22 protein-coding genes and 1 pseudogene are annotated in these 22,935 nt (G+C 70.4%); 13 read left to right on the top strand and 10 right to left on the bottom strand.

Translation table 11 applies throughout. The annotated features are described in order from the left end of the window. Positions 1–124: 124 nt before the first annotated feature. Positions 125–457: a putative quinol monooxygenase gene (locus E1294_RS02210; RefSeq protein WP_132503933.1), complete on the top strand. Its 333-nt coding sequence runs from the start codon at positions 125–127 to the stop codon at positions 455–457. 1 nt (position 458) lies between these two features. Here E1294_RS02210 and E1294_RS02215 read toward each other — a convergent pair whose 3' ends face one another. The 6 genes from E1294_RS02215 to E1294_RS02240 form a co-directional block, all read right to left on the bottom strand. Continuing rightward, a complete protein-coding gene (locus E1294_RS02215) occupies positions 459–1,322 on the bottom strand; it encodes an amidohydrolase family protein (RefSeq protein WP_132503934.1) in 864 nt (287 codons plus the stop codon). Positions 1,323–1,490: 168 nt separating this feature from the next. Then, positions 1,491–2,810, bottom strand: a complete 1,320-nt coding sequence (locus E1294_RS02220) for an MFS transporter (protein WP_132503935.1) — start codon at positions 2,808–2,810, stop codon at positions 1,491–1,493. Between the two features lie 428 nt (positions 2,811–3,238). Next, on the bottom strand, positions 3,239–4,078 hold the full coding sequence (locus E1294_RS02225; RefSeq protein WP_220447508.1) for an SDR family NAD(P)-dependent oxidoreductase: 840 nt from the start codon (positions 4,076–4,078) through the stop codon (positions 3,239–3,241). A 126-nt stretch (positions 4,079–4,204) separates the two neighbouring features. Then, positions 4,205–5,296, bottom strand: coding sequence for a hypothetical protein (locus tag E1294_RS02230; protein WP_132503936.1), 1,092 nt, complete (start codon positions 5,294–5,296; stop codon positions 4,205–4,207). Next, the gene (locus E1294_RS02235) at positions 5,293–5,832 is read right to left on the bottom strand and encodes a UGSC family (seleno)protein (protein ID WP_132503937.1); all 540 of its coding nucleotides are present in this window, start codon (positions 5,830–5,832) and stop codon (positions 5,293–5,295) included. Before E1294_RS02235 ends, E1294_RS02230 begins: the two co-directional genes overlap by 4 nt. A 59-nt stretch (positions 5,833–5,891) precedes the next feature. Next, positions 5,892–6,134: a hypothetical protein gene (locus E1294_RS02240; RefSeq protein ID WP_132503938.1), complete on the bottom strand. Its 243-nt coding sequence runs from the start codon at positions 6,132–6,134 to the stop codon at positions 5,892–5,894. Between the two features lie 302 nt (positions 6,135–6,436). On the opposite strand from E1294_RS02240, the gene E1294_RS02245 reads away from it, so the two are divergent. Next, positions 6,437–7,291 (top strand): IclR family transcriptional regulator, encoded by an 855-nt coding sequence (locus tag E1294_RS02245; protein ID WP_220447509.1) that lies wholly within the window; start codon positions 6,437–6,439, stop codon positions 7,289–7,291. Positions 7,292–7,370: 79 nt separating this feature from the next. On the opposite strand, the gene E1294_RS02250 is transcribed toward E1294_RS02245, so the two are convergent. Together E1294_RS02250 and E1294_RS02255 are read right to left on the bottom strand one after the other, a co-directional pair. Then, positions 7,371–8,210, bottom strand: a complete 840-nt coding sequence (locus E1294_RS02250; protein WP_220447510.1) for an SDR family NAD(P)-dependent oxidoreductase — start codon at positions 8,208–8,210, stop codon at positions 7,371–7,373. 82 nt (positions 8,211–8,292) lie between these two features. Next, complete coding sequence (locus E1294_RS02255; protein ID WP_132503939.1) at positions 8,293–9,582, bottom strand: phenylacetate--CoA ligase family protein; 1,290 nt, start codon at positions 9,580–9,582, stop codon at positions 8,293–8,295. 325 nt (positions 9,583–9,907) lie between these two features. On the opposite strand from E1294_RS02255, the gene E1294_RS02260 reads away from it, so the two are divergent. The 11 genes from E1294_RS02260 (at position 9,908) to E1294_RS02305 (ending at position 22,303) form a co-directional block, all read left to right on the top strand. After that, positions 9,908–11,023 (top strand): zinc-dependent alcohol dehydrogenase, encoded by a 1,116-nt coding sequence (locus E1294_RS02260; RefSeq protein ID WP_132503940.1) that lies wholly within the window; start codon positions 9,908–9,910, stop codon positions 11,021–11,023. Between the two features lie 128 nt (positions 11,024–11,151). Next, positions 11,152–12,156 carry an amidohydrolase family protein gene (locus E1294_RS02265; RefSeq protein ID WP_132503941.1) on the top strand — a complete coding sequence of 335 codons (1,005 nt, stop codon included), beginning with the start codon at positions 11,152–11,154 and terminating at the stop codon, positions 12,154–12,156. Positions 12,157–12,386: 230 nt separating this feature from the next. Continuing rightward, positions 12,387–13,409 carry an ABC transporter ATP-binding protein gene (locus E1294_RS52325; protein WP_165977036.1) on the top strand — a complete coding sequence of 341 codons (1,023 nt, stop codon included), beginning with the start codon at positions 12,387–12,389 and terminating at the stop codon, positions 13,407–13,409. Continuing rightward, complete coding sequence (locus E1294_RS52330) at positions 13,399–14,424, top strand: ABC transporter ATP-binding protein (protein WP_165977037.1); 1,026 nt, start codon at positions 13,399–13,401, stop codon at positions 14,422–14,424. The genes E1294_RS52325 and E1294_RS52330 overlap by 11 nt, the downstream gene beginning before the upstream one ends. Then, entirely contained in the window at positions 14,421–15,380 is a 960-nt protein-coding gene (locus E1294_RS02275; RefSeq protein WP_132503942.1) for an ABC transporter permease, read from the top strand. Before E1294_RS52330 ends, E1294_RS02275 begins: the two co-directional genes overlap by 4 nt. Next, positions 15,377–16,435 (top strand): ABC transporter permease, encoded by a 1,059-nt coding sequence (locus tag E1294_RS02280; RefSeq protein WP_220447511.1) that lies wholly within the window; start codon positions 15,377–15,379, stop codon positions 16,433–16,435. The genes E1294_RS02275 and E1294_RS02280 overlap by 4 nt, the downstream gene beginning before the upstream one ends. Before the next feature lie 135 nt (positions 16,436–16,570). Beyond that, complete coding sequence (locus tag E1294_RS02285) at positions 16,571–18,166, top strand: ABC transporter substrate-binding protein (RefSeq protein WP_132503943.1); 1,596 nt, start codon at positions 16,571–16,573, stop codon at positions 18,164–18,166. Between the two features lie 219 nt (positions 18,167–18,385). After that, positions 18,386–19,648 (top strand): ROK family transcriptional regulator, encoded by a 1,263-nt coding sequence (locus E1294_RS02290; protein WP_132503944.1) that lies wholly within the window; start codon positions 18,386–18,388, stop codon positions 19,646–19,648. Positions 19,649–19,682: 34 nt separating this feature from the next. Next, on the top strand, positions 19,683–20,492 hold the full coding sequence (locus E1294_RS02295; protein WP_132503945.1) for an ABC transporter permease: 810 nt from the start codon (positions 19,683–19,685) through the stop codon (positions 20,490–20,492). Beyond that, the gene (locus tag E1294_RS02300) at positions 20,489–21,262 is read left to right on the top strand and encodes an ABC transporter ATP-binding protein (RefSeq protein ID WP_132503946.1); all 774 of its coding nucleotides are present in this window, start codon (positions 20,489–20,491) and stop codon (positions 21,260–21,262) included. Before E1294_RS02295 ends, E1294_RS02300 begins: the two co-directional genes overlap by 4 nt. 72 nt (positions 21,263–21,334) lie before the next feature. Next, the gene (locus E1294_RS02305; protein WP_132503947.1) at positions 21,335–22,303 is read left to right on the top strand and encodes an aliphatic sulfonate ABC transporter substrate-binding protein; all 969 of its coding nucleotides are present in this window, start codon (positions 21,335–21,337) and stop codon (positions 22,301–22,303) included. Between the two features lie 21 nt (positions 22,304–22,324). Here the strand turns inward: E1294_RS02305 and E1294_RS02310 are convergent, their stop codons facing one another. Continuing rightward, a complete protein-coding gene (locus E1294_RS02310; protein WP_165977040.1) occupies positions 22,325–22,624 on the bottom strand; it encodes a zinc ribbon domain-containing protein in 300 nt (99 codons plus the stop codon). Beyond that, positions 22,510–22,840: pseudogene (locus tag E1294_RS02315) on the bottom strand (helix-turn-helix domain-containing protein); the annotation flags it as partial. The pseudogene E1294_RS02315 and the gene E1294_RS02310, both read right to left, overlap by 115 nt. Positions 22,841–22,935 lie beyond the last annotated feature (95 nt).

Consider the following 22,935-nt stretch of genomic DNA (forward strand, 5'->3'; position numbering starts at 1 on the left):
CACCGTGACGTTCACCACGGGGTCAGGGGTGGGCGATGAAGCGGCCGAAGCGGCCCTGGTGATAGAGGAGCGGACGGCTCGGTAGGCTCGGGCCCGTGGCCCAGCCGACCGATGGAGCACTCCGATGATCTTCATTGCCGCCAAGTTCCGCGTCCTGCCCGAACACGCCGACCGCTGGCCGGAGATCACCGCGGAGTTCACCGAGGCGACCCGCGCCGAGCCCGGCTGCCTGTGGTTCGACTGGTCACGCAGCATCGACGACCCCACCGAATATGTGCTGGTCGAGGCGTTCCGCGACGACCAGGCCGGCGCGGCGCACGTGGGCTCGGCCCACTTCCGGCAGGCCCAGCAGACGCTGCCGCCCCACCTCGCCGAGACCCCGCGCATCGTCAACACCACCGTCCCGCAGGACGACTGGTCCGAGCTCGGCGAGATGGCCGTGCCCTCCCGCGGCTGACTCAGCCGCGCAGCCCCAGCAGGCGGGCGGCGTTGTCCTTCAGAATCCCGGGACGGACCTCCGGCTTGATGTCGAGCTTGTCGAAGTCGGCCAGCCAGCGGTCCGGCGTGATCACCGGATAGTCGGAGCCGAAGAGCACCTTGTCCTTCAGCAGCGAATTGGCGTAACGCACCAGCTGCGGCGGGAAATACTTCGGCGACCACCCCGACAGGTCGATGTAGACGTACGGTTTGTGGGTCGCGACCGCGAGGGCCTCGTCCTGCCACGGGAACGACGGGTGCGCCAGCACGATCCGCAGCTCGGGGAAGTCGACCGCCACGTCGTCGAGCAGCATGGGGTTGGAATACTTCAGCCTGATCCCGCCGCCGCCAGGGACGCCCGCGCCGATGCCGGTCTGGCCCGTGTGGAACAACGCCGGCACGCCGAGCTCCTCGATGGCCTCGTACAACGGGTAGGCCATGTGGTCGTCGGGCGCGAAACGTTGCACGCTCGGGTGAAACTTGAAGCCGCGCACGCCGTACCGCTCGACGAGGCGGCGGGCCTCGCGCGCGCCCGCCCGGCCCCGCCACGGGTCGATGCTGGCGAACGGGATCAGCACGTCGGCGTGCTCGGCGCAGCTCTCGGCCACCTCCTCGTTCGCGATGGGCGGATGCCCGGTGGCGTGCTCGGCGTCCACCGTGAACACCACCGCCGCGATCCGCCGCTCCCGGTAGTAGGCGGCCATCTCCGGGATGGTCGGCCGGGGGTGCGCCTTGAAGTATTTCGCCGAGGCGTCGAACAACTCGGGGCTCAGCGACCCGTGCCCGTCCTTGGAGACCTCGGCGTGGGTGTGCACGTCAATCGCGACCAGGTCGTCGACGTTCATCCCACCTGGCATTGAACTGGGCATTGAACTGGGCATCGGAGCTGGCACGTGTCCGGCCTCCTGCTTCTCGCCGCGGCGGCGCGCCGCGGATCCGCACCGGGCACGAATGTACGCCGCGCGGGTCGAGGCCCGGCGCCCCTCGCTCCCGCGCGGCAGATTGTGCACTGTTCAGCGCTCGGGCGCCACGGCCGGGGCCGCGACCTGCTCGGGCTCCCGCGTCGCGGGGGTCCACCGGATGCCGATCACAGCCACCAGGCTCACCGCGCCCAGCACGGTCAGGAAGACGGCGACCGGCGTGGACGAGCCGTAGGCGGCGAACAGCGCGGGGAAGGCCGGGGTGACGGCGCCGGCGACGGTGCCGCCGGCCGCGTACGCGATGGAGATGCCGCTGTAACGGACCTTGAGGTCGAACATCTCGCTGAACAGGCCGCCCTGCGCGCCGGCCATGATGCCCTGCACCACCGCGGCCACCAGGAACGCGATCAGTGCCGGAACGGTTTCGCCGGTGTTGACCATCGCGAACATCGGGACCGGCCACACCACCGCGGTGATCGCGCCGATGATGTAGAGCCGCTTGGCGCCGAAGCGGTCGGACAACATCGCGGACACGATGATCGCGATGATCCACACCGAGGTCGAGGCCAGGATCAGCGTGAGCAGCGTGTTGCGCTCGAAGCCGGCCACCTGCGTCCCGTAGGTGAGCATGTACACGGTGACCGCGTAACCCACCGCGGGCGGCGCGATCGCGGCCAGGCCGCCCAGGATGAGGTTGCGCGGATGCCGGCGCAGCAGCTCGGCGAAGGGGACCTTGATGATGGTCCGTTCCTGCTTCGCCTTGGCGAACTCCGGCGGCTCCGACAGGCGGAGCCGCACCACGAAGCCGACGATGACCAGCACCGCGCTCAGCAGGAACGGGATGCGCCAGCCGTAGGAGAAGAACGCCTCGTCGTCCATGCCGGAGACGGCCAGGAACGCCAGGTTGGAGGTCAGCACGCCGATCGGGACCCCGAACTGGGCGAAGCTGCCGTAGACGGCGCGACGCCCGGGTGCGGCGTTCTCGGTGGAGATGAGCAGCGCGCCGCCCCACTCGCCGGACACGCCGAAGCTCTGGATGAGACGGAGGGAGACCAGCAGCAGCGGCGCTCCGATGCCGATGGCCGCGTACGTGGGAAGCACCCCGATGAGGAAGGTGGACCCGCCGGTCAGGATCAGCGTGAGGACGAGCATCGACTTGCGGCCGATCCTGTCGCCGAAGTGACCGATGACCGCGGCACCCAGCGGCCTGACCAGAAATCCGGCGGCGAACGCCGACAACGACGCGAGCGTGGCGGCCTCGGGCGACGCGTCCGGGAAGAACAACCGGGGGAACACGAGCGCGGCGGCGGTGCCGAAGATGAAGTAGTCATACCACTCGATCGACGTGCCGATGAAGCTGGCGGCGAAGAGCCCTTTGATCGATGGAGGCTTGGACGTGCCGTGGTGGGTCATCGGATACCTCCGAGGAAACCCTCGGTTTCAGGCGAGGGAGGAATCGGATCCCCTGCGGAGCAGGGTAGGGACCGTCCGATCGCCACCGAGGCGATCGGACCCGCCATGTGCGCCTGCGCTGTCTCTGCTCTCGCCTTCGATTCGGTTACCGAGCGTGGAAGGTCTACCGCCGGGCCGGCGGGATGTGAAGCCTGTGGAGGCCACGTAAGACCGGTCACTGTCGCTCCTTGGAATGATGGTGGGGGCTGTCGCCGGTGAAGCAGGAAGGTCCAGCTCGCGAGAGCCGGAATCCCCCTCGGTTCACCAGGGGGTGGAGGTCAAGGGCGGCACTCCTCAGTGGGGTGGGATGTCGGCGGTTTGCGGAGTTGTAGGGACCGTAATTCGCCCGGCGCCGTAGATCGTGGGTCATCTGCGGCACCTGGACTACGTCATCTGTCGCGGTCGCGGCCGTCCGGGGCCGCGACGGGCGGCGGCCGGCGGGGCGGCCCGCCGTCGACGTCGAGGATGTGCCCGGAGATCCACCGGGCCCGGTCGCTGAGCAGGAAGAGCGCGGCTTGGGCGACGTCCCAGGCGGTGCCCTCGGTCATGAGCGCGGTGCTCTCGCGCCGCGCCGCCCGCGCCTCCTCGGGCATGTTGGCGGCGGCGAACGACCCCCAGATCATGCCGACCCGCACGCCGTTGACCCGGATGCCCTGCGGCACCAGCGTGGCCGCCGCGCCCTCGGTCAGGTTCTCCAGCCCCGCCTTGGCCAGGGAGTAGACCATCCCGGGCCCGCGCGCCCGCACGGTCACCGAGGAGATGTTCACGATCGACCCGCCGCGCGGCAGCACGGGGACGGCGTGCCGGGTGACCTGCCAGGCCGAGGTGAGGTTGACCGCCATCAGCTCGGCGAACCGGTCAGGGGTGACCTCGAACAGCCCGGCGGGGTCGCCCGAGGCGACGTTGTTCACCACGGCGTCGAGCCCGCCGAGGCGACCGGCCGCCTGGGCGACGGCGGCGGCGCAGGACCGGTCGGAGGTCACGTCCGCGACCACGGGGACCGCCTCGCCGCCGTCCTCGCCGATCAGCTTCACGGTACGGCCGGCGGCCGCCGCGTCCCGGTCGAGCACCGCGACGCGCGCGCCGTGCGCGGCGAGCACCCGGGCGATGGCGTAGCCGACGCCGGGCAGCGCGCCGTTCTGCCCCGCCCCGGTGACCAGGGCGGCGCGGCCGGCCATCCTCCGAGCACCGGCGCCGGCGAACGGATCGGCCAGCGGATCATCTGGCATGAGCTTCTCCCTGTCGCACGGCCCCGGAACGGAGACCCTCAGCCGGGCTCGCACCCCTTCGTCACGCACCCGGGCCACGCTCTCCACAAGGCCGGAACCGCGCTCTTCACCCGTCCGGGACGTGCTTCACGTGGCCGGGGCCGATGCGCCGTCGCGTGGCGGCTCGACCCTGGCCGAGATGCCGGACCAGTTGGAGAACACCCGGACCACCATGGAGATCCCGGCGTTGCGGGCCCCCGCCACGACGATCGGCAGGTTCTTGGGCGCTCCGTCGGCGAAGTACCGGTGGAACGCACCGGGATCGCCGTCGTCGCTCTGGCGCCGGACGTTCCCGTGCACGTGGTTCTTGCCGGCCCTGGCCAGGTCGGCCTCGGACCGCCCGCACCGCTCGATCAGCCAGTCGCGCACGTCGGCCTTGCTCATTCCGGCAGCGGCCAGCATCTGCGCGTGCTCGGGGCAGAACACCACGCCCGCGCTGGCGTGACGGAAGATCCAGCTACCGATTCGCGAGATCGTGTCGGCGAAGTCGCCGAGCAGCGCCTCGGGGTCGTCGGTGTGCCGGTTGTCGACGAACTCGCTGGTCCTGAGCAGGGTCGTGGAGACGGCGTCGACGCCGGCGGCCACCCCGCCGTCCACCGAGAGCGGCTCCCACGGGCTCTCCTCCTCGTTCTCGGCGATGCACATCGCCCACCGCCCCGGGATGCCCTGGGTCGCCTGCTCCAGCACGTGCGGCACCACGCCGAGCGCGTTGCGGACGATCAGCCCGATCGACCTGGCCACGGTGGCGTTGGCACGGAAGCCGGGGCCGAACACGCCGCCGGTGGCGTTGAAGCCCAGACGCCGGCGTACCGGGCCGTTGACCACGATCAGCGGGGCGGGACCGCTGGTGCTCTGCCAGCCGCCGCCCACGGTGGAGCGTTCGGCCATCAGCGCGTCCCAGGCGGCCAGCACCACCGGGAAGTATTCGGGCCGGCAGCCCGCCATGACCGCGTTGATGGCGGCCAGCTCGACCGAGACCTCCCGCTTGAGGTGGTCGAGCCGGCCGACGACCTCGTCGGCGGGCCGGGACGTGGTGGCGAGGAACTCGTCGACCAGCTCGCGCGTCGCCGGCACGACGGGCAGGCCGTCGCTCCAGCCCTGGTCGTACATGTACTCGATGGACTGGTGCGCGCCGTCCAGGGCGTCGGTGACCTGCCCGTCGAGGGTGCCGCCGGTCATCGGGCCAACTCGCAGACCCGGTTCGCGACGTCGGCGACCAGTTCCGTGGCGCGCTCGGCGACCTGCTCCGCGTTCAGCACGGCCACCGGATGCGGCGTCAGCAGGAGCTCGAAGCTCTCGTCGCCGTGCACGCCGGCCATCGCCCGCGCCGTCACCTCGAAGGCGTCGCTGACGATCACCGCGGCGGGGATGCCCGCCCGCTCGAACGCGATGCCGTCGGCCGCGGCCGACGCGCTGCACGAACCGCAGTCGCCCACGCCGGTGATCACCACGTCGCTGACCGCGGCGATCTCCTTGAGCATCGGCTCGTCCACCGGGAAGGCGACATGCGGCTTGGTGCGCTGGATCGTCACCACCGCGCCGTACCGGTCACGGAGCAGGTCGCCGAGCTCGGTCAGCAGTTGCGCGGCGTTCCGCTTGGTATTGTTCAACAATCCGACGCGGGCGCCGGCCAGGCTGGGCACCCGTCTGGCGGCCACCGCCACGTTCGTGGGTCGTACGGACAGGCCGGTCGGGTCCAGGATTCGGTCGAACATCCCTCAAACACCTCTTCTCATCAGCTCTGGGTCTCGCCACCCGCTCGGCTCGTGGCCCCTCATGTGCGGTTCGCCGGAGCGACGTCGCTGGGGTAGGACAGCCGGATGCCGTCGGGCCCCACGCCGAGGATCGGCGCCAGCATGCTCACCATCATGTTCTTGGGGACCAGGCAGTCGGGGCAGCTGCCGGCTCCGGCGGTGATCCGCACGTCGAAGGCGGAGCCGGCCTCCTCGACGCTCAACTGGTAGCCGTCGACGGCCAGGGTGGACCGGATCTGCTCCAGGCGTGTTTCGTCGCGCATCTTCGCCTCACTCGTGATCGGGGCCGCGGATACGTCCGGCGGAGTGACCGGGTGCGACTACGACCCTGCTCAGAGCAATGTAGACCGTGTCATTCCAGAAGAAATCTCGACTTTCGTGACGCGGAAGGGCTAGTCGCATTTCGTCCGTATGCCCTGATGACCCTCCGCAAGGGAAGCCCTCTTTCCGTCCAGCGGAAGGGATTTTCGACCATTTTGGGCTACTATCGAAAGGCTGTCCGTTTATGTAGCCTGGTTAACGCCCCGTAACCTAGGCCAAGAAACACGGACAGGCAGGTGAATTGGTGACTGTCCTGGCAGACAAGTCTCTCGAACCCCATCGCCTGACATCGGCCCAGCGCGTGCTCTCCATCCTCGGCGTCTTCGACACCGAAAACCTGGCGCTGTCACTCAGCGACATCAGCCGCAGAACCGGCCTCACGCTCAGCACGACCCATCGACTGCTCAACGAACTACGCCGCTGGGGCGCGCTGTCCCGGCACAGCGACGGAAAGTACAGCATCGGCCTGCGCATCCTGGAGCTCGGCACCCTGGCGCCGCAGGGCGGCCAGCTGCGCGAGATCGCGCTGCCGTACCTGCACGACCTGCAGCACGCCACCCGTGGCAACATCCACCTCGGCGTGCCGGAAGGACACGACGTCATCTACGTCGAGTCGCTGCGCGCCCGCGACACCGTCCCGGTGCCGAGCAGGCTGGGCGGGCGCTGGCCCATGCACGCGACGGGCACCGGGCTGGTGCTGCTCGCCCACGCCTCCCAGGAGTTCCAGGAGGAGGTGCTCGCCTCCAAGCTGCGCCGCTACACCGACCGCACGCTCACCGACCCCGACGCGCTGCGGCACTTCCTGGCCGAGGTCCGCAAGTCGGGCGTCGCCATCGTGCAGAGCCAGCTCACCTACGACGCGATGGCCGTCGCGGTGCCCATCCGGGGCCCCCGCGACCGCGTCGTGGCCGCGGTCGGCATCACCGTGCCACTCGGCTCGCCGTCCCCCCACTCCCTGGTGCCCGTGCTCGCCGCGACCTCCCGCAGCATCTCCCGCGCCCTCGGAGCGCCCTCGGCCGTCACCGACGCCGGGGGGCCGCGCCAGACCGCGCACTGGCAGGTGCGCGAGGTCAAGTACTCCAACTCCGCGGGACGCTGAGAGCCCGCGCCCACAGGACACACGAACGCGCCGGGAACGGCCCGCTCCCCTGATGCGGGCCGTTCCCGTGCGCGGCCGGTCACTCCCCCATCGGGACGGAGGTGATCGGCTCGACCGAGTAGCGGTGCGGGGGACCGCCCTCGACCGGCAGGATGTGCCCGGAGATCCACCGGGCCCGGTCGCTCAGCAGGAACAGCGCGGCGTGCGCGATGTCCCAGGAGGTGCCCTCGGTCTTCAGCGAGGTCCCCTCGCGGCGCTGCTCGCGCATCTCCTGGGTCATGGGGCCCTTCGCGGCGAAGGCCCCGTAGATCGCGCCGACCGCGATGCAGTTGACGCGGATGCCCTGCGGCCCGAGCGTGGTCGCCGCCCCCTCGGTCATGTTCTCCAGGCCGGCCTTGGCCACGCAGTAGATCAGGCCGGGCCCGCGCCTGCGCACCCCGACGGACGAGATGTTCACGATCGAGCTGCCGCGCGGCAGCACCGGGACGGCGTGCCGGGTGATCGACCACGCGGACTTGAGGTTGATGTCCATCAGCCGGTCGTAGTGCTCGGGGGTGGTGTCGAACAGCCCGCTCCGGTCGCCGGCCGCGACGTTGTTGACCACCGTGTCGAGCTCGCCCAGGTGGCCGACCACCTCCGCCACGGCCCCGGCGCAGGCCCGGTCGTCGGTCACGTCGGCGACCACGGAGATCGCCTCACCGCCCTCCTCCGCGATCAGCTTCACCGTGCGCTCGGCGGCCTCCTCGTTCCTGTCGAGCACCGCGATGCGGGCGCCGTGCCTGGCCAGCACCCGGCAGATGGCGTACCCGACACCCGGGTAGGAGGTGTTCTGGCCGCCCCCGGTGACGAGCGCGGTGCGCCCGGTCATCCACTGGGATCCCGCGTCGGCGAAGGGGTCGATCATCGGGTCGTCTGACATTGCTGCTCCTATCCTGGTGTGCCTGACCGGCCCGGCGGGGATGGCCTGGCCGTGCGCCCGCGACTGCCGGAGGGGTGGGCCGTCAGCCGGAGACCCGGGTCAGGCGGGACTTCATCTCGGTGCGCTCCAGCGAGCCGGGCGGGACGAGGACGACCGTGGCCCGCACCGTCAGCCGGGACCGGATCAGCTCCTCGATCTCCTGCCGCAGTCGCTCCTGATCACCCGGATCCTCGCCGAGCTCGACGTCGACCCGAAGCGGCGGCTCCACCCGCGGTCCGGGGCCGGGCAGGACGACCTGCACCACGCCGTTCGTCCGGGGATGCAGGGTCTGCGCCAGATCGCGGATCGCCGTGGGGAACACGTTCACCCCCAGCACGATCAGCATGTCGTCGGTACGGCCCACGCACCGGATGAGCGGCGCGCCGTCGTCGGCGAGCCCGGCCACCAGCACCCGGTCCCGGGTGCGGAACCGGACGAGCGGGCAGCACTCGCGGTCCACCGAGGTGTAGACGAGCTCGCCCGTGGCGCCCGGCTCGGGGTCGATCGGCTCGCCGGTGTCCGGGTCGATGAGCTCCACCACCACGTGCCGGCCGCCGGTGAACCGCATGCCGCCGGCGCCCGGAGGCTCGCCGAACAACACCGGCGCCATGTCCGCGTTGCCCAAACCCTCGGTGACCCGCGCGCCCCACTCCCGCTCCATGCGCTGCTGGAACGCGGGCTCGCCGCCCCCGGGCTCGCCCCCCACGAAGATCTTGGTGATGCCGAACTCCTTGGGGTCGCGTCCCAGCTTGCGCACGTACTCGGCCAGGTAGCGCACGTAGGAGGGGGTGGCGTGCAGCGCGGTGACGCCCAGGGACTCCAGCGCCTGCACCGCCTTGTCCGACGCCCCGGTGCCGATCGGGACCATCGTGCAGCCGATGTGCTCCAGCGCGTCCCTGATCGGCAGCCCGCCCACGAACAACGTCAGCCCCGAGCCGTGCAGCACGACGTCCTCGCGCCGCGCGCCCATGGTCATGAACGCCCGCGCCACCATCTCGGTCCACGCCTCGGCGTCACGCCGGGTCACCCCCACCCAGCTCGGCTTGCCGGTGGTACCGGTGGAGGCGTGGACGCGGATCACGTCGACCATGTCCACGCCCGCGTGCCGGCCGAGCGGGGGCGAGTCCGCCTGGGAGTCGCGCAGGAGTTGCTTGTCCGTGAAGGGCAGCTTGCGCAGATCGTCGAGGGAGACCAGCGCCGACGGATCGACCCCGTGCCCGGCGAACAGGTCGGCGTAGAACGGAGAGCGCGCGGGCAGCCCGGCGAGCTGCGCGCGGAGCATCGCGGTGACGGTCTCTCGGTCCTCTGCCGCGACGAAGCCGGGTTTGATCACTGATTGTCCTTCCGGGGAGTGGGAGTGCCGGTGCTCGGATCTGGCGGCGGAGGCACTCACGGGTGGCCCCCGCCACGAAGCCGTGGCGAAGCGGCCGCGGCGCAGGAGTCGTAGTCGAGGCGATGCCTCTGAGAGATGGTCAGCGGTGCTTCACTATGCCCAGCGGGCCGGCTGACAGGCCACCTGACTTTCGCGTCGCGGAAAGCAAATGCGCGGCCGTGAACAGCGGGCATGATTGGCTTCCGTGACGTGAAATCCTCGTCGCGTTCCCCTGCCGTCGCCGACATCCTGACAGCGAAACCCACCAGGAGAGAGGCCCCTTTCGATGGCAGACACGGTACGCGCGGCAGTGCAGGTCGCCCCGAACAAGATCGAGGTGCGTGAGTTCCCCCGTCCGAAGATCGGCCCGGACGACGGCCTGCTACGCGTGGAGGCCAACGGCATCTGCGGCAGCGACGTCGAGATCTACAGGGGACATCTCGGGTCGATGGACCAGGACAATCCGAAGCCGTTCGTGCCCGGGCACGAGCCGATGGGCATCGTCGAGGAGGTCGGCGAACTGGCCGCCGAGCGCTGGGGCGTCAAGCCCGGCGACCGGGTGGCCGTCGAGATCATCATCCCGTGCCGCTCCTGCCGCAGGTGCCTGACCGGGCGCTACCAGTCGTGCCCCAACCGCAGGCCGGGCCACGGAGTCGCGTCGCTCGACGTGGCGCCGTCGTTGTGGGGCGGGTTCGCCGAGTACATGTACCTGTCTCCCCACACGATCCTGCACCCCATCGACCCGACCCTTCCTGCCGAGGTGGCCGCGATGTTCAACCCGCTGGGCGCGGGCGTGCGCTGGGCCTGCCACCTGGGCGGCGTGGGGCTGGGCGACACCCTGCTGGTGCTCGGCGCCGGGCAGCGCGGCCTTTCCGCGGTCATCGCAGCGCGGTCGGCCGGCGCCGGCACCATCATCGTCACCGGCCTGGAGGCGGACGCCCACAAGCTGGCCCTGGCCCGGGAGTTCGGCGCCGACCACACGATCGTCGTCGACGGCGAGCGGGCCGAGGACACCGTGGAGCGGGTCCGCGAGATCACCGGCGGCGAGATGGCGGACGTCGTGCTGGAGCTCACCCCGATGGCCGCGGGGCCGGTCACGGACGCGCTGCTGTCGGCGCGGCACGGCGGCCGGGTGGTGCTGGCCGGGCTCAAGGGCCGCCGCGAGATCCCGCTGCGCACCGACCTGATCATCAACCGGGCGCTGACCGTGGTCGGCGCGTTCGGCGTGGACAACCGCGCCTACCGCGAGGCGATCGGCATCATCGAGTCGCGCCGCCACCCCCTGGAGAAGATGCACACCCACTCCTTCGGGCTGGACGACACCGTCCTCGCGATCGAGACCCTCGGCGGCGACGTGCCGGGCGAGACCGCCGTACACGTCTCGGTCCACCCCCATTCCTGACCCCGCCGCGCACGTCCCGGCCCGGCCCGGCTCCTGACCGCCGCACACCCACCGGCCCGGCTCCAGACCCGCCACACACCCACCGGCACGCCCAGGCTCCTGAGGCCGCCCCGACTTTGAGGTTCGCCATGCTTGTCGACGCCCACGCCCACCTGCTCCCCCGCGACTACCCGCCCGACGCCCCCGGCTGTTTCCCGCGCATGGAGCCGATCGACGGCGACACCGCGCGCCTGCTCGTGTTCGGCGCCACCCGGTTCCGCGCCCGTGAGGTGTTCTTCGACGCCGAACGCCGGATCGAGGCGATGGACACCTCCGGCGTGACCGCCGAGGTGCTCACGCCCATGCCGCCGCTGCTCCGCTACGACCTGCCGCCCGCCGACGGGCTGTCGCTGGCCCGGCACGTCAACGAGTACACCGCCACGCTGTGCGCCGCCGGCCCCGGGCGGCTCCTCGGCTTCGGCATCGTGCCGATGCAGGACCAGGACGCCGCCGCCACCGAGCTCAAGGCGGTACGCGAGGCGGGCCTGCTCGGCGTGGAGATCGCCTCCAACATCCTGGGCGCCTCCATCGGCGACGAACGTTTCCTGCCGTTCTTCGCCGAGGCAGAACGGCTCGACCTGCCGATCTTCGTGCACGCCATGCCCGCCCCGACCGACCGGCTGCCCCGCTCGGCCATGGGCACGTACGTCGTGGGCCTGGAGGGCACGCTGGCCGCCGCGTCGCTGATCACCGGCGGCACCGCCGCGGCCTGCCCGGACCTGCGCGTCTCCTTCAGCCACGCCGCGGGCGGCTTCCCGCTCATGGTCCCCCGCGCGCAGTACTTCTGGGGCGGCACCTGGAACGAGGAGCCGCCGATCCCCGAACGGGCGATCGCGCACACCGAGGGCCCGTCGCCGCTCGACCACGCCCGCCGCTTCTACTACGACTCGATGGTCTTCGACCGGCGCGCCCTGCGCTATCTCATCGACCTGCTCGGCCACGACCGCCTGCTCGTCGGCTCCGACTATCCGGCCATGGAGCGCGAGGACCCGGCCGGCCGTACGCTGCGCTCCCTCGACCTGCCCGAGGCCGTCCTGGCCGACATCACCTGGCACAACGCCTACCGCTTCCTGGGCATCGATCCGCCCCGATGAGCCCGGGGCCGCGGCGATCCGCGCTGGTCACAACAACCGTGTCACGGGCGCGGTGAAATCTTTTCGCAGGGCGAAAGGGTTGTGGCGGGCCGATTTCGACCAGCGCATAGTGGCGTGACAAGAGTCACACCCGATGAGGTCGCGGCGATCCGCCGCGCGCCGCCGGATCCTTTCTGACCACGCGGGCCGCCCTCCCTAGCAACCTCCCCGATGACGAAGGAGCGACGACGGTGCCGTCCCCACCGCTGCTCGAAGTGAATGATCTATATGTCCGTTTCCCCACCCCTGCCGGACCGGTGAACGCCGTCGCCGGTGTGTCGTTCACGGTCTCGGCCGGTGAGACGGTCGCGGTGGTCGGTGAGTCGGGTTCCGGCAAGAGCGTGTCGTCGCTCGCGCTGCTGGGACTGCTCGGCTCGGGCAACATCTCGGCAGGCTCGGTGCTGCTGCGGGACGAGGAGCTCGTAGGAGCCGCACCGGAGCGGCTGCGGCAACTGCGCGGCTCCGAGCTCGCCATGATCTTCCAGAACCCGATGAGCTCGCTGGACCCGCTGTTCACGATCGGTGACCAGCTGATCGAGGCGTTGCGCGCGCACCGGCCCATGACGCGCAGGGCCGCCAGGGTGCGCGCCGTGGAGTTGCTGCGGGAGGTCGGGCTGCCGGATCCGGACAGGCGCGTACGTGCCTATCCGCACGAGTTGTCCGGCGGCCAGCAGCAGCGGGTCATGGTGGCGATCGCCCTGACGGGCGAGCCGGCGCTGCTCATCGCCGACGAGCCCACCACGGCGCTGGACGTGACCGTCGAGGCGCAGATCCTGGAGCTGCTGCGCACGATGCAGCGCGAGCACGGCACGGCGCTGCTGCTCATCACCCACGACATGGCGGTGGTGGCGGAGATGGCCGACCGCGTCGTGGTGATGTACGCCGGGCGGGTGGTGGAGCAGGGCCCGGTGGCGGAGGTGCTGCGCTCGCCGCGCAATCCGTACACGCGGGCCCTGATCGACTCGATCCCGACCCCGTCCACCCCGCGCGACCAGCCCATGCCGGCCATCGCGGGAAGCGTGCCGACTCCGGCGGAGGCGCCCTCAGGCTGCCGGTTCCACCCGCGCTGCCCGTCGGCGCTGGATCGCTGCTCGGAGGCGGAACCGCCGCTGTACGAGCTGCAGCCGGGCCGGGCCAGCCGGTGCTGGCTGCACGAGGACGCGCTGCGGGCATCCCCCGCGCCGGCCACCGGCGAGGTGCGCCATGTCGCCTGAGGTGATGACGTCGATGTCGCCTGACACGATGACGTCGGAGGCGCCGCTGTTCGAGGCGCGTGACCTGGTCAAGCGGTTCCGGTCGCGGCGCAGCGTGGTGCAGGCGGTCAACGGCGTCTCGCTGCGGATCCCGCGCGGCCGCACGGTGGGGCTGGTGGGAGAGTCCGGTTCGGGCAAGTCGACGGTCGCCCGGCTGGCCCTGCGGCTGCTCGACCCCACCTCGGGCCAGGTGACCTTCGACGGCGTCGACCTGCTGCGGGCCTCGCGGGGCCAGATGCAGGCGCTCCGGCGGCGGATGCAGATCGTCTTCCAGGACCCGCTCGGCTCGCTGAACCCCCGCATGCGGGTGCTCGACGCGGTCGGCGAGCCGCTCGCCGTGCATCGCATCGCCAAGGGCTCCGCACGGGTGGACCGGGTGGTGGAGTTGCTGGAGCGGGTCGGGCTGCGCTCGGGCGACCTGTACAGGTTCTCCCACCAGTTCTCCGGCGGGCAGGCGCAGCGCATCGGCATCGCCAGGGCGCTGGCCACCGACCCCGACCTGATCGTCTGCGACGAGGCCGTCTCGGCGCTCGACGTCTCGGTGCAGGCCCAGGTGCTGAACCTGCTCAAGCGGCTGCAGTCCGAGCTCGGGCTGTCCTACCTGTTCATCGCGCACGATCTCAACGTCGTGCGGTACATGGCCGACGAGGTCTGCGTCATGTACCTGGGGGAGATCGTGGAGCGCGGCGACGGTGACACGTTGTTCGCCGATCCCCGCCACCCGTACACCGAGATGCTGGTCTCCGCCGTACCCGAGTTCGCGCCGGACCGGGCCGACGGCCGGGCGCGCCGCTCGGTGCCGCGCGGCGAGCCCGCCAGCCCGAGCAGTCCCCCGCCGGGGTGCCGGTTCCATCCGCGTTGCCCGAAGGCGATGGAGCGATGCCGGGAGGAGGCGCCCGTCCTGCACAGCGTGGCGGACAGCCGGGCCGTGGCCTGTCACCTGTTCCACGCCGGGCAGGAGGCGAGCGCACGATGATCGGCTACACGCTGCGCAGGCTGGGGTACGGCGTGGTGGTCATGGGCCTGGTCACGATCTTCGTGTTCGTGATCATGCGGCTGGTGCCCGGCGACGCGGTCAGCCTGCAGTTGCAGGACACCGGCGTGAGCAAGGAGGCGGCCGACGTGCTGCGCGCCGAGTTCGGCCTGGACGACCCGGTGTGGGTGCAGTTGTGGGAGTGGCTCGCCGGCGCCGTACAGGGGGACCTGGGCGCCTCGTTCTACAACAAGGAGCCGGTCATCGACCTGTTCCTGGCTCGGGTCCCGGTGACCGTGCAGCTCGGCCTGCTGGCGATGCTGGTCGGCACGGCGCTCGGCCTCACGGTCGGCATCATCGCCGCGATCACCCGCGGCTCGGTCACGGACAGCGCGCTGCGGGTGTTCGCGGTGGCGTTCCTGTCGGTCCCGAACTTCGTGATCGCCCTGCTGCTGCTGACCGCGTTCGCGCTCTGGTTCGCCTGGTCTCCACCGCTGGTGTACGCCGAGCCGACCGAGGACTTCGTCAGCTGGGCCCAGCAGATGGCGATCCCGGTGTTCGCGCTGGGCACCGGCGGGATGGCCGCGGTGGCCCGGCTGACCCGCTCGTCGATGCTGGAGTCGCTGGGGTCGGACTACATCCGCACGGTGCGCGCCAAGGGCGTGCGGGAGCGCACCGTGGTGCTCAAACACTCGCTGCGGAACTCGACGATCGCGGTGCTCACCCTGCTCGGCCTGGAGCTGGCCACCGTGCTCGGCGGAACAGTGATCATCGAGCGGATGTTCGGGCTCCCCGGCACCGGACAGCTCATCTACCAGGCGGTGCTCGACCGTGACTATCCGGTGGTGGTGGCCTGCACGATCTTCTACGCGGGCCTGTTCGTCATCACGATCATCCTGATCGACCTGCTGTACGCGCTGGTCGATCCGCGGATCCGGACCGGGAAGGCACTGTCGTGACCGAGAAGCAGACGTTGACCGAGACGCGGCCGGTCCCCCCGGCGCCCCGGCCGCCCCGCGGGGCCGCGCTCCGGCGCGCGCTTAAGGCGCTGCGCGTCTTCATGCGCTCCCAGCCGCTGGGCGCCGCCGCGTTACTGCTGATCTGCGCCTTCGTGCTGGTGGCACTGCTCGCACCGTGGATCGCTCCGTACGATCCGCTGGAGCAGTTCCGCAGGGACATCCTGGACCCGCCCTCGGGGAAATACCTGTTCGGCACCGACGACCTGGGCAGGGACGTGCTGAGCCGGACGATTCACGGCGCCCGGACGTCGCTGATCGTCGGCGTCACGACCACCGGCGTCAGCCTGGTGCTCGGCACCATGATCGGCGTGATCTCGGGCTATTTCGGCCGAGGGCTGGATCTGGTCGTGCAGCGGGTGATGGACGCGGTGCAGGCCGTCCCCGGAATCGTCCTGCTGCTGTTCATCGCGGTGATCCTGGGCCCGTCGGTGTGTAACACGATCATCGCGCTGACCGTGGTGATCACCCCGTCGTTCAACCGCATCGCCCGCGCCGAGACGCTGCGGGTCCGCCAGGAACCGTACGTCGAGGCCGCCAGGGCGACCGGGGCGCACGCGCCGCGCATCCTGGCCCTGCACGTGCTGCCCAACATGCTGGCCTCGGTGCTGACCCTGGGCAGCCTCATCTTCGCCGGCGTGATCATCGCGGAGTCGGCGCTGAGCTTCCTCGGCATCGGCGCGCCGCCTCCCACCCCGTCCTGGGGGCTGATGCTCTCCGAAGGGGTGCGCTACGTGGAACGCGCCCCGTGGCTGATCATCGTGCCCTCCGTCGCCCTGTCGATCGCCGTGTTCAGCTTCAACCTGCTCGGCGACGCCCTGCGCGACCATCTCGACCCCCGCCTGCACCGGTCGGCCGCCGACCGGGTCACCGGACTCTGGTGGGGGCGCCGCATGCTGTCCCGGTTGGCCCCGAGCCTGGCCCGTGCCACCGAGCAGAACCTTTCCACCGACGTGACGACCGGTGGAACCCCCCGTCCCTCGGAGCCACCGCGCTGAGGCGCGCTGATCAAGTGGAGGCAGGACCATGAAACAAGCAGGGAAAGGACGGTGCGCCTTGGCAGGCGAGGCGGACCTCCCCATAGGCACCGGATCGGCTCGCGCGGTGACCGCCCGTTCTCTCCGGAGGCCGGCGTGATACGTCGTACGCGCCTGGGCGCGGCAGCACTCACCGCGGCCTTGCTCCTCTCGGCCTGCGGCGGCGGTGGCGGCATCGACGGCGACGAGGGTGGCAACGCGGCCCCGGCCGGTGACCCCAAGCCGGGCGGCTCTCTGGTGCTCCAGCTCCCCACGGAGATCGATGAGGGACTCAACCCGATGACCACCAGCGACCCGTCCACGATGGGCCTCATCTCGGGCACCGTCTACGAGAAGCTGGTGGACTTCAAGACCGGGCCGGACGTCAAGTCGCTGGAGATCATGCCCGACCTGGCCGAGTCGTGGAAGATCTCCAAGGACGGCACGACCTACACCTTCAAGCTCCGCAAGGACGTGCGCTGGCACAACATCCCCCCGGTGAACGGGCGCCCGTTCACCTCCGACGACGTGGTGGCCACCTTCGAGGCGCTGCAGAAGACGACCGAGGTCCACAAGTGGATGATCGAACCGGTCAAGACCATCGAGGCGCCGGACGACCACACCGTCGTGTTCAAGCTGAAGCACGCCTACAGCCCGCTGCTGGACTATCTCGCCTACCACTTCAACATGATCTTGCCCAGGGAGGGTCTCGAGGGCAAGTTCGACATGCAGAAGCAGGCAATCGGCACCGGCCCGTTCATGCTGGACAAGCACACCCCGAACGTCGAGTGGGTGTTCAAGAAGAACCCGGACTACTACATCAAGGGCAAACCGTACCTGGACGAGATCCGGCGCCCGATCATGAGTGACATCGCCGCCGTCACCGCGGCGCTGCGCAGCGGACGCCTCGACGTCGGCACCACCAGCGACGTGAACGTGGCCAAGAGCCTCGACGGCAAGGGCTTCACCGTCAACGAGACCCCCGGCGCCCCGGTCAGCATCTTCATCAATCCCGAGAAGGAGCCGTTCGACGACCCGAAGGTCCGGCAGGCCTTCATGGAGGCCATCGACTGGGACGGCATGGGCCAGAACATCCGGGGCCGTTACAACCTGACCTCGCTGGTCCGGCCGGACATCTCCACCGCCGCGCTGGCCAAGGACGAGGTGCTGAAGCTGAGGCCGTACAGTCCTGAGAACGCCAAGAAGCTGCTGGCGCAGGCCGGGCTGCCCAACGGGTTCAGCACCAAGCTCATGGTGCAGCGCGTGGACGACGAGGACGTCCGCGAGGCGCAGTGGATGCAGGACGACCTCGCCAAGGTCGGCATCAAGATGGAACTGGAGATGGTCGACCCGAGCACGGGCATCGACAGGCGCCGCAACCACGACTTCGCGGTGGCCAAGGCACTGCGCGGCGTGCACCTGCCCGACCAGGTGTGGCGGGACTTCGAGCCCGACTCGCTGGAGAACTACACGCAGATCGACGACAAGGAGCTGTACAAGCTCCTGGACCGGTCGCGCACCGAGCTCGACGACCAGAAGCGCAACGAGATCTACAAGCAGATGCAGACCCGGATGGAGACGGTGATCCGTCAGGTCTACTACCCGATCCAGAAGTTCGACTACTCGATCTACAGCGAGCGGGTGCGGGATCTGTACGACAGCCCGATCTACCAGGGCAAGCGGCTCGCGGAGGTGTGGCTGAGCGATTCGTAACGCCGGCACGCCACGCCTGGCGGCGGCCACCGGGAGCCTCCCCCGGCGGTCGCCGCCCCTTGCGTTCACGCGGCGCCAAGGCCGTTACGTGAACGTTATAGAGTGCCCTAGGGGCTGGTCGTGTCCGCGCTTTCGCAGGTCAGCGCGACGGGCCCCGCGGCAGAACGGTTTTTTCCGGGTTATTGACGAAAAAGACGATGACTAGGCAGACTCTGCCGTATGTCACAACCCCGTGGCCCCCTGTCACAGCTCCGGCGCGGGCACGAGGAGCTCGTGCTCGGGCTGCTGCGTAAGCACGGCCCGCTCAGCCGCGCCGAACTCGGCAGGCGCTGCGGGCTGTCCCGCACCACCCTGTACGACATCCTCGCCGAGCTCGTGGCCGGCGGCGCGGTCGTCACCGCGAGCGAGCGGGAGACGCCGCGCGGACGCGGCAGGCCCGCCGAGACCCTGACCCTCAACCCGGACGCCGGCCAGGCGATCGGCATCGACTTCGCCCGGCGCGGGTTGCACGTGGCCGCCATCAACCTGGCGCACGAGATCGTCGGCTCGGCCAGCGAGCCGCACGACGCCGACCTGCCGTGGGAGCAGCGGGTCGAGCTGGCCGGCCGGCTCGTCGGCTCGCTCACCGGCGGCACCCTCAGCACCCTCAGCCTGGGAGCGCTCAGCGCGATCGGCGTCGGCGTGGTCGGCCCGGTCGGCAGCCCCGAGGAAAGCGGCCCGGGCGGCGGCCCCGAGGGAGACGGCGCCGGAGAAGACGGCGCCGAGGCCGCGCGCCCCAGCGCGCCGGATGGGCCGCATCCGGCGCAGGTGCTGCTGCGCGAGCGGTTCGGCGTGCCGGTGCTGCTGGACAACAACACCAGGCTCGCCGCGCTGGGCGAGGCGATCTGGGGCGCCGCGGCCGGCGTACGGGACGTGCTGTACCTGCGCCTGTCCCACGGCGTCGGCGGTGGGTTGGTCGTCGGCGGGTCGCTGCACCGCGGCGCGTACGGCCTGTCCGGCGAGTTCGGCCACATCACCGTCGACCAGGACGGCGCCCGCTGCGACTGCGGCGGCACCGGCTGCCTGGAGACCATCGCCTCGATCAGGGCCGTCCTCGAGGCCTACCGCGCCGCCGGCGGGCTCGCCGGCGACGTGCCCGAGCTGGTCAAGGCGGCCCGGGCGGGCGACGCGGCGGCGCTGGCCGTGCTGGACGGCGTGGGCGCCGGCATCGGCGGTGTGCTCGCCGCCCTGTGCAACGCGATCGGTCCCAGCGTGATCGTGGTCGGCGGCGAGCTGGCGGAGACCGGGACCGCGCTGATGGACCCGATCGAGCGGGCGCTGCGCGCCCACGTCATGCCGGTCTCCCGGCACCGGGTGAGCCTGCGTCGCGCCACCCTCGGCGAGGTCGCCGGCGCCCTCGGCGGCATCGCCCTGGTATTGCACGAGTCTCCGCTGCTCTCTCGCTATCCGGCCGGCCCGGATCTCGCGGAGGACCCCAGATGACCCCTCACGACACGAGACCGGCGAAGGAGAACTCATGACCCAGCTCACCGCGCTGGGCAAGTCGCCGGCGGCCCCGGCCGCACGGCGCGGCCCCAGACGCCCGCGGCGCGCCATCGCACTCAACCTGATCGCGGTCGTCATCGGCCTGCTCGTCTGGACGCTGCTGGCGACGATCGGCGTGCAGGGCCTGCCCAACCCCCTGCAGGTGGCGGCCAAGGCGGGCGAGCTGATCGCCGACGGCACGCTGCTGGACGACGCGCTGGCCAGCCTGCGCAGGGTGCTGCTGGGCTTCCTGCTCGGCACCCTGCTGGCCGTCCCGATCGGCTTCCTCATGGGCTGGTACGCCACCGCGCGCGGCCTGCTGGAGCCGTACGTGCAGTTCTTCCGCACCATCCCGCCGCTGGCGATCATTCCGCTGGCGATCGTGCTCATGGGCATCGGCGAGGTGCCGAAGATCTTCGTGATCTTCCTGGCGTCGTTCCTGTCCAGCGTCGTGGCGACTTTCCAGGGCGTGGTGGACGTGGACAGGACGCTGATCAGCGCGGCCCGCGTGCTCGGCGCCTCCGACCGGACCATCTTCCTCAAGGTCGTGGTGCCGGCCTCCACGCCGTTCATCCTGGTCGGCATGCGGGTCGGTCTCGGCTCGGCCTGGGGCACGCTGGTCGCCGCCGAGCTGATCGCGGCCCAGGAGGGCCTCGGGTTCCGCATGCAGCAGGCCCAGCTCTACTACGACCTGTCCACGATCTTCGTGGGCCTGATCGCGATCGGCCTGCTGGGCCTGCTGATGGACCGGCTGCTGCTGCTGGCCGAGCGGCGCCTCACCGACTGGCAGGAGCGCAGATGAACACCAAGATCTCCTTCACCGACGTGGTCAAGACCTACCCGATCAAGGACGGCACGTTCACCGCGCTCGACCGGGTGTCGCTGGACATCGCCGACCGCGAGTTCGTCACGGTCGTGGGCCCGTCGGGCTGCGGCAAGAGCACGCTGATGAGCATGGCCGCCGGGCTTGTCGAGCCGACCTCGGGCGAGGTGCTCGTGGACGGCGTGCCGGTCGCCGGCCCCGGGCCCGACCGGGGGGTGATCTTCCAGCAGTACGCGCTGTTCCCGTGGTTGACGGTGCGCAAGAACGTCGAGTTCGGGCTGAAGCTGACCGACCTCCCGGCCGACGAGCGACGGCGGCGGGCCGAGCGGGCGATCGAGCTGGTCGGGTTGTCCGACTTCGCCGACGCGCTGCCCAAGACGCTGTCCGGTGGCATGAAGCAGCGCTGCGCGATCGCCCGCGCGTACGCGGTGAACCCGCAGGTGCTGCTCATGGACGAGCCGTTCGGCGCGCTCGACGCGCTGACCAGGGTGCAGCTGCAGGACCAGCTGCTGGACACCTGGAGCCAGGAGCAGCGCACGGTCATGTTCATCACCCACGACGTGGACGAGGCCGTCTACCTGGCCAGGAGGGTCATCGTCATGGCCGCCAGGCCGGGCCGCATCCAGCAGATCATCGACGTGGAGCTGCCGTACCCCAGAACGGAGGAGATGCGGCTGTCGCCCGAGTTCGGACGGATCCGCAACGAGGTCTGGCACGCCGTCTACCACCAGGCCCAGGCCGCGGCCTGACCCCACCGCCGGGGACCCGCACGTACCCGCGGCCCCGGCCCGCAGTCACCTCCCGGAAAGGACTGATCCGCCATGCGTTCTCTTCGCCGCGCCCTGACGGCCGCCTCGGCGGTGAGCCTGATGACACTGTCCGTGACCGCCTGCACCGAGGACGGCTCCACGGTCAGGTTCGGCTACATCAGCGACTACAACGGCGCGAGCCTGCTCGCCATCGCCGACAAGCAGGGCCTGTGGGACAAGCAGGGCCTCGCCCCCGACATCAAGGTCTTCACCAACGGGCCGCTCCAGATCCAGGCGCTGGGCTCCGGCGACCTCGACTTCGGCTACATCGGCCCGGGGGCCATGTGGCTGCCCGCCACCGGCAAGGCCAAGGTCGTCGCGATCAACACGCTCGCGTACGCCGACCGCGTCATCGGGCGGCCGGGCGTCAAGACCATGCAGGACCTCAAGGGCAAGAAGGTCGGCGTTCCCGAGGGAACGTCCGGCGACATGGTGCTCAACCTGGCGCTCCGGAAGGCGGGCATGACCGCCAAGGACATCCAGAAGATCCCCATGGACCCGGCGACGGTCGTCTCGGCGTTCTCGGCCGGGCAGATCGACGGCGCCGGGATCTGGTATCCGCTGATCGACACGATCAAGCAGAAGGTGCCGGGCACGGTGGAGCTGGCCAGCACCAAGGAGTTCCCGGACAGTTCGTTCCCGACCGCGTTCGTCGGCGGCACCGGCGTGGACCGGGAGCTCACCCGCAAGGTGATCAAAGTGTTGCAGGAGGCCAACGACTGGCGGGCCGCGCATCCCGAGGAGTCGATCACCGAGGCGGCCGCGCTGCTCAAGCTCGACGTGGCCAAGGTCAAGGCCGACGCGGCGAACGTGCAGGTCATGAGTACCGCCGATCTGGTCGCCAAGACCAAGGACGGCACGGTCGCCACGTGGCTGAACAGCCTGGGCGACTTCTTCGTCAGCACCGGCCAGGTGAAGTCTCGCCCCGACCCCGCGACCTACTACACCGGCGACCTCTACACGGAGGCCTACACCAATTGACTTCTTCCCCCCTCCTAAGGACTAAGGGAGGGGGATTCCAGCCCTCACGGGTTGGGCTTCCTGCTTCATCGCCGACTGCGGAAGGGAGGACCCTTGCTGTCTTGCACCAGCTCCACAGGCATCGCCCGAGTTGTCTCGGGTTACGGCTCGACCAGCCGCAAGGATGTTCTTCGCCGCGTTGACGTCCCGGTCGTGCCGGGTGCGGCAGCCCGGACACGTCCATGCCCGGGTGGAAAGCGCGGGTATTTGGCCCGACCGGCGAAGAAGTTGGCGAACGCGGCGTTCTGGTGGCGCAGCGTCTGCTGCAGCGGCACCGACGATACCTCCGGCAGGAACGCCAGGTCCTCGGTTCGCTTCCACTCGGTCAGCGCGGCGTCGGTCTCCTTGCAGGAGGTCGGCCGACCTTCGGCGTGGTACGTGCGGGTGCCGCTCGGCGAGGGTCTTGTTCCACACCAGGCGCACGCAGCCGAACGTGCGGGCAAAGATGTCCGTCTGCTCGGGGTCCGGGTATGCCCGGCACTTGTACGCCGTCCTCACACAGATCATCTTTCAGAAAGGGTTGCCATGTGTAAGAAGATTCGGGCCGTTTTCGCGTTTCCTTCCCGCTCCGAAGGGCGGGGCCTCCACGCTGT

This window comes from Nonomuraea diastatica, assembly GCF_004349015.1.
Classification (GTDB): Bacteria; Actinomycetota; Actinomycetes; order Streptosporangiales; family Streptosporangiaceae; genus Nonomuraea; species Nonomuraea diastatica.

Bases quoted from the DNA above. Each gene is read 5' to 3' on its own strand.
- E1294_RS02250 (WP_220447510.1), bottom strand. From the start codon at position 8,210: ATGTCAGACGACCCGATGATCGACCCCTTCGCCGACGCGGGATCCCAG.
- E1294_RS52330 (WP_165977037.1), top strand. From the start codon at position 13,399: ATGTCGCCTGAGGTGATGACGTCGATGTCGCCTGACACGATGACGTCG.
- E1294_RS02210 (WP_132503933.1), top strand. From the start codon at position 125: ATGATCTTCATTGCCGCCAAGTTCCGCGTCCTGCCCGAACACGCCGAC.
- E1294_RS02230 (WP_132503936.1), bottom strand. From the start codon at position 5,296: ATGACCGGCGGCACCCTCGACGGGCAGGTCACCGACGCCCTGGACGGC.
- E1294_RS02305 (WP_132503947.1), top strand. From the start codon at position 21,335: ATGCGTTCTCTTCGCCGCGCCCTGACGGCCGCCTCGGCGGTGAGCCTG.
- E1294_RS02225 (WP_220447508.1), bottom strand. From the start codon at position 4,078: ATGCCAGATGATCCGCTGGCCGATCCGTTCGCCGGCGCCGGTGCTCGG.
- E1294_RS02295 (WP_132503945.1), top strand. From the start codon at position 19,683: ATGACCCAGCTCACCGCGCTGGGCAAGTCGCCGGCGGCCCCGGCCGCA.
- E1294_RS02290 (WP_132503944.1), top strand. From the start codon at position 18,386: ATGTCACAACCCCGTGGCCCCCTGTCACAGCTCCGGCGCGGGCACGAG.
- E1294_RS02260 (WP_132503940.1), top strand. From the start codon at position 9,908: ATGGCAGACACGGTACGCGCGGCAGTGCAGGTCGCCCCGAACAAGATC.
- E1294_RS02265 (WP_132503941.1), top strand. From the start codon at position 11,152: ATGCTTGTCGACGCCCACGCCCACCTGCTCCCCCGCGACTACCCGCCC.
- E1294_RS02275 (WP_132503942.1), top strand. From the start codon at position 14,421: ATGATCGGCTACACGCTGCGCAGGCTGGGGTACGGCGTGGTGGTCATG.
- E1294_RS02235 (WP_132503937.1), bottom strand. From the start codon at position 5,832: ATGTTCGACCGAATCCTGGACCCGACCGGCCTGTCCGTACGACCCACG.
- E1294_RS02220 (WP_132503935.1), bottom strand. From the start codon at position 2,810: ATGACCCACCACGGCACGTCCAAGCCTCCATCGATCAAAGGGCTCTTC.
- E1294_RS02240 (WP_132503938.1), bottom strand. From the start codon at position 6,134: ATGCGCGACGAAACACGCCTGGAGCAGATCCGGTCCACCCTGGCCGTC.
- E1294_RS02215 (WP_132503934.1), bottom strand. From the start codon at position 1,322: ATGAACGTCGACGACCTGGTCGCGATTGACGTGCACACCCACGCCGAG.
- E1294_RS02300 (WP_132503946.1), top strand. From the start codon at position 20,489: ATGAACACCAAGATCTCCTTCACCGACGTGGTCAAGACCTACCCGATC.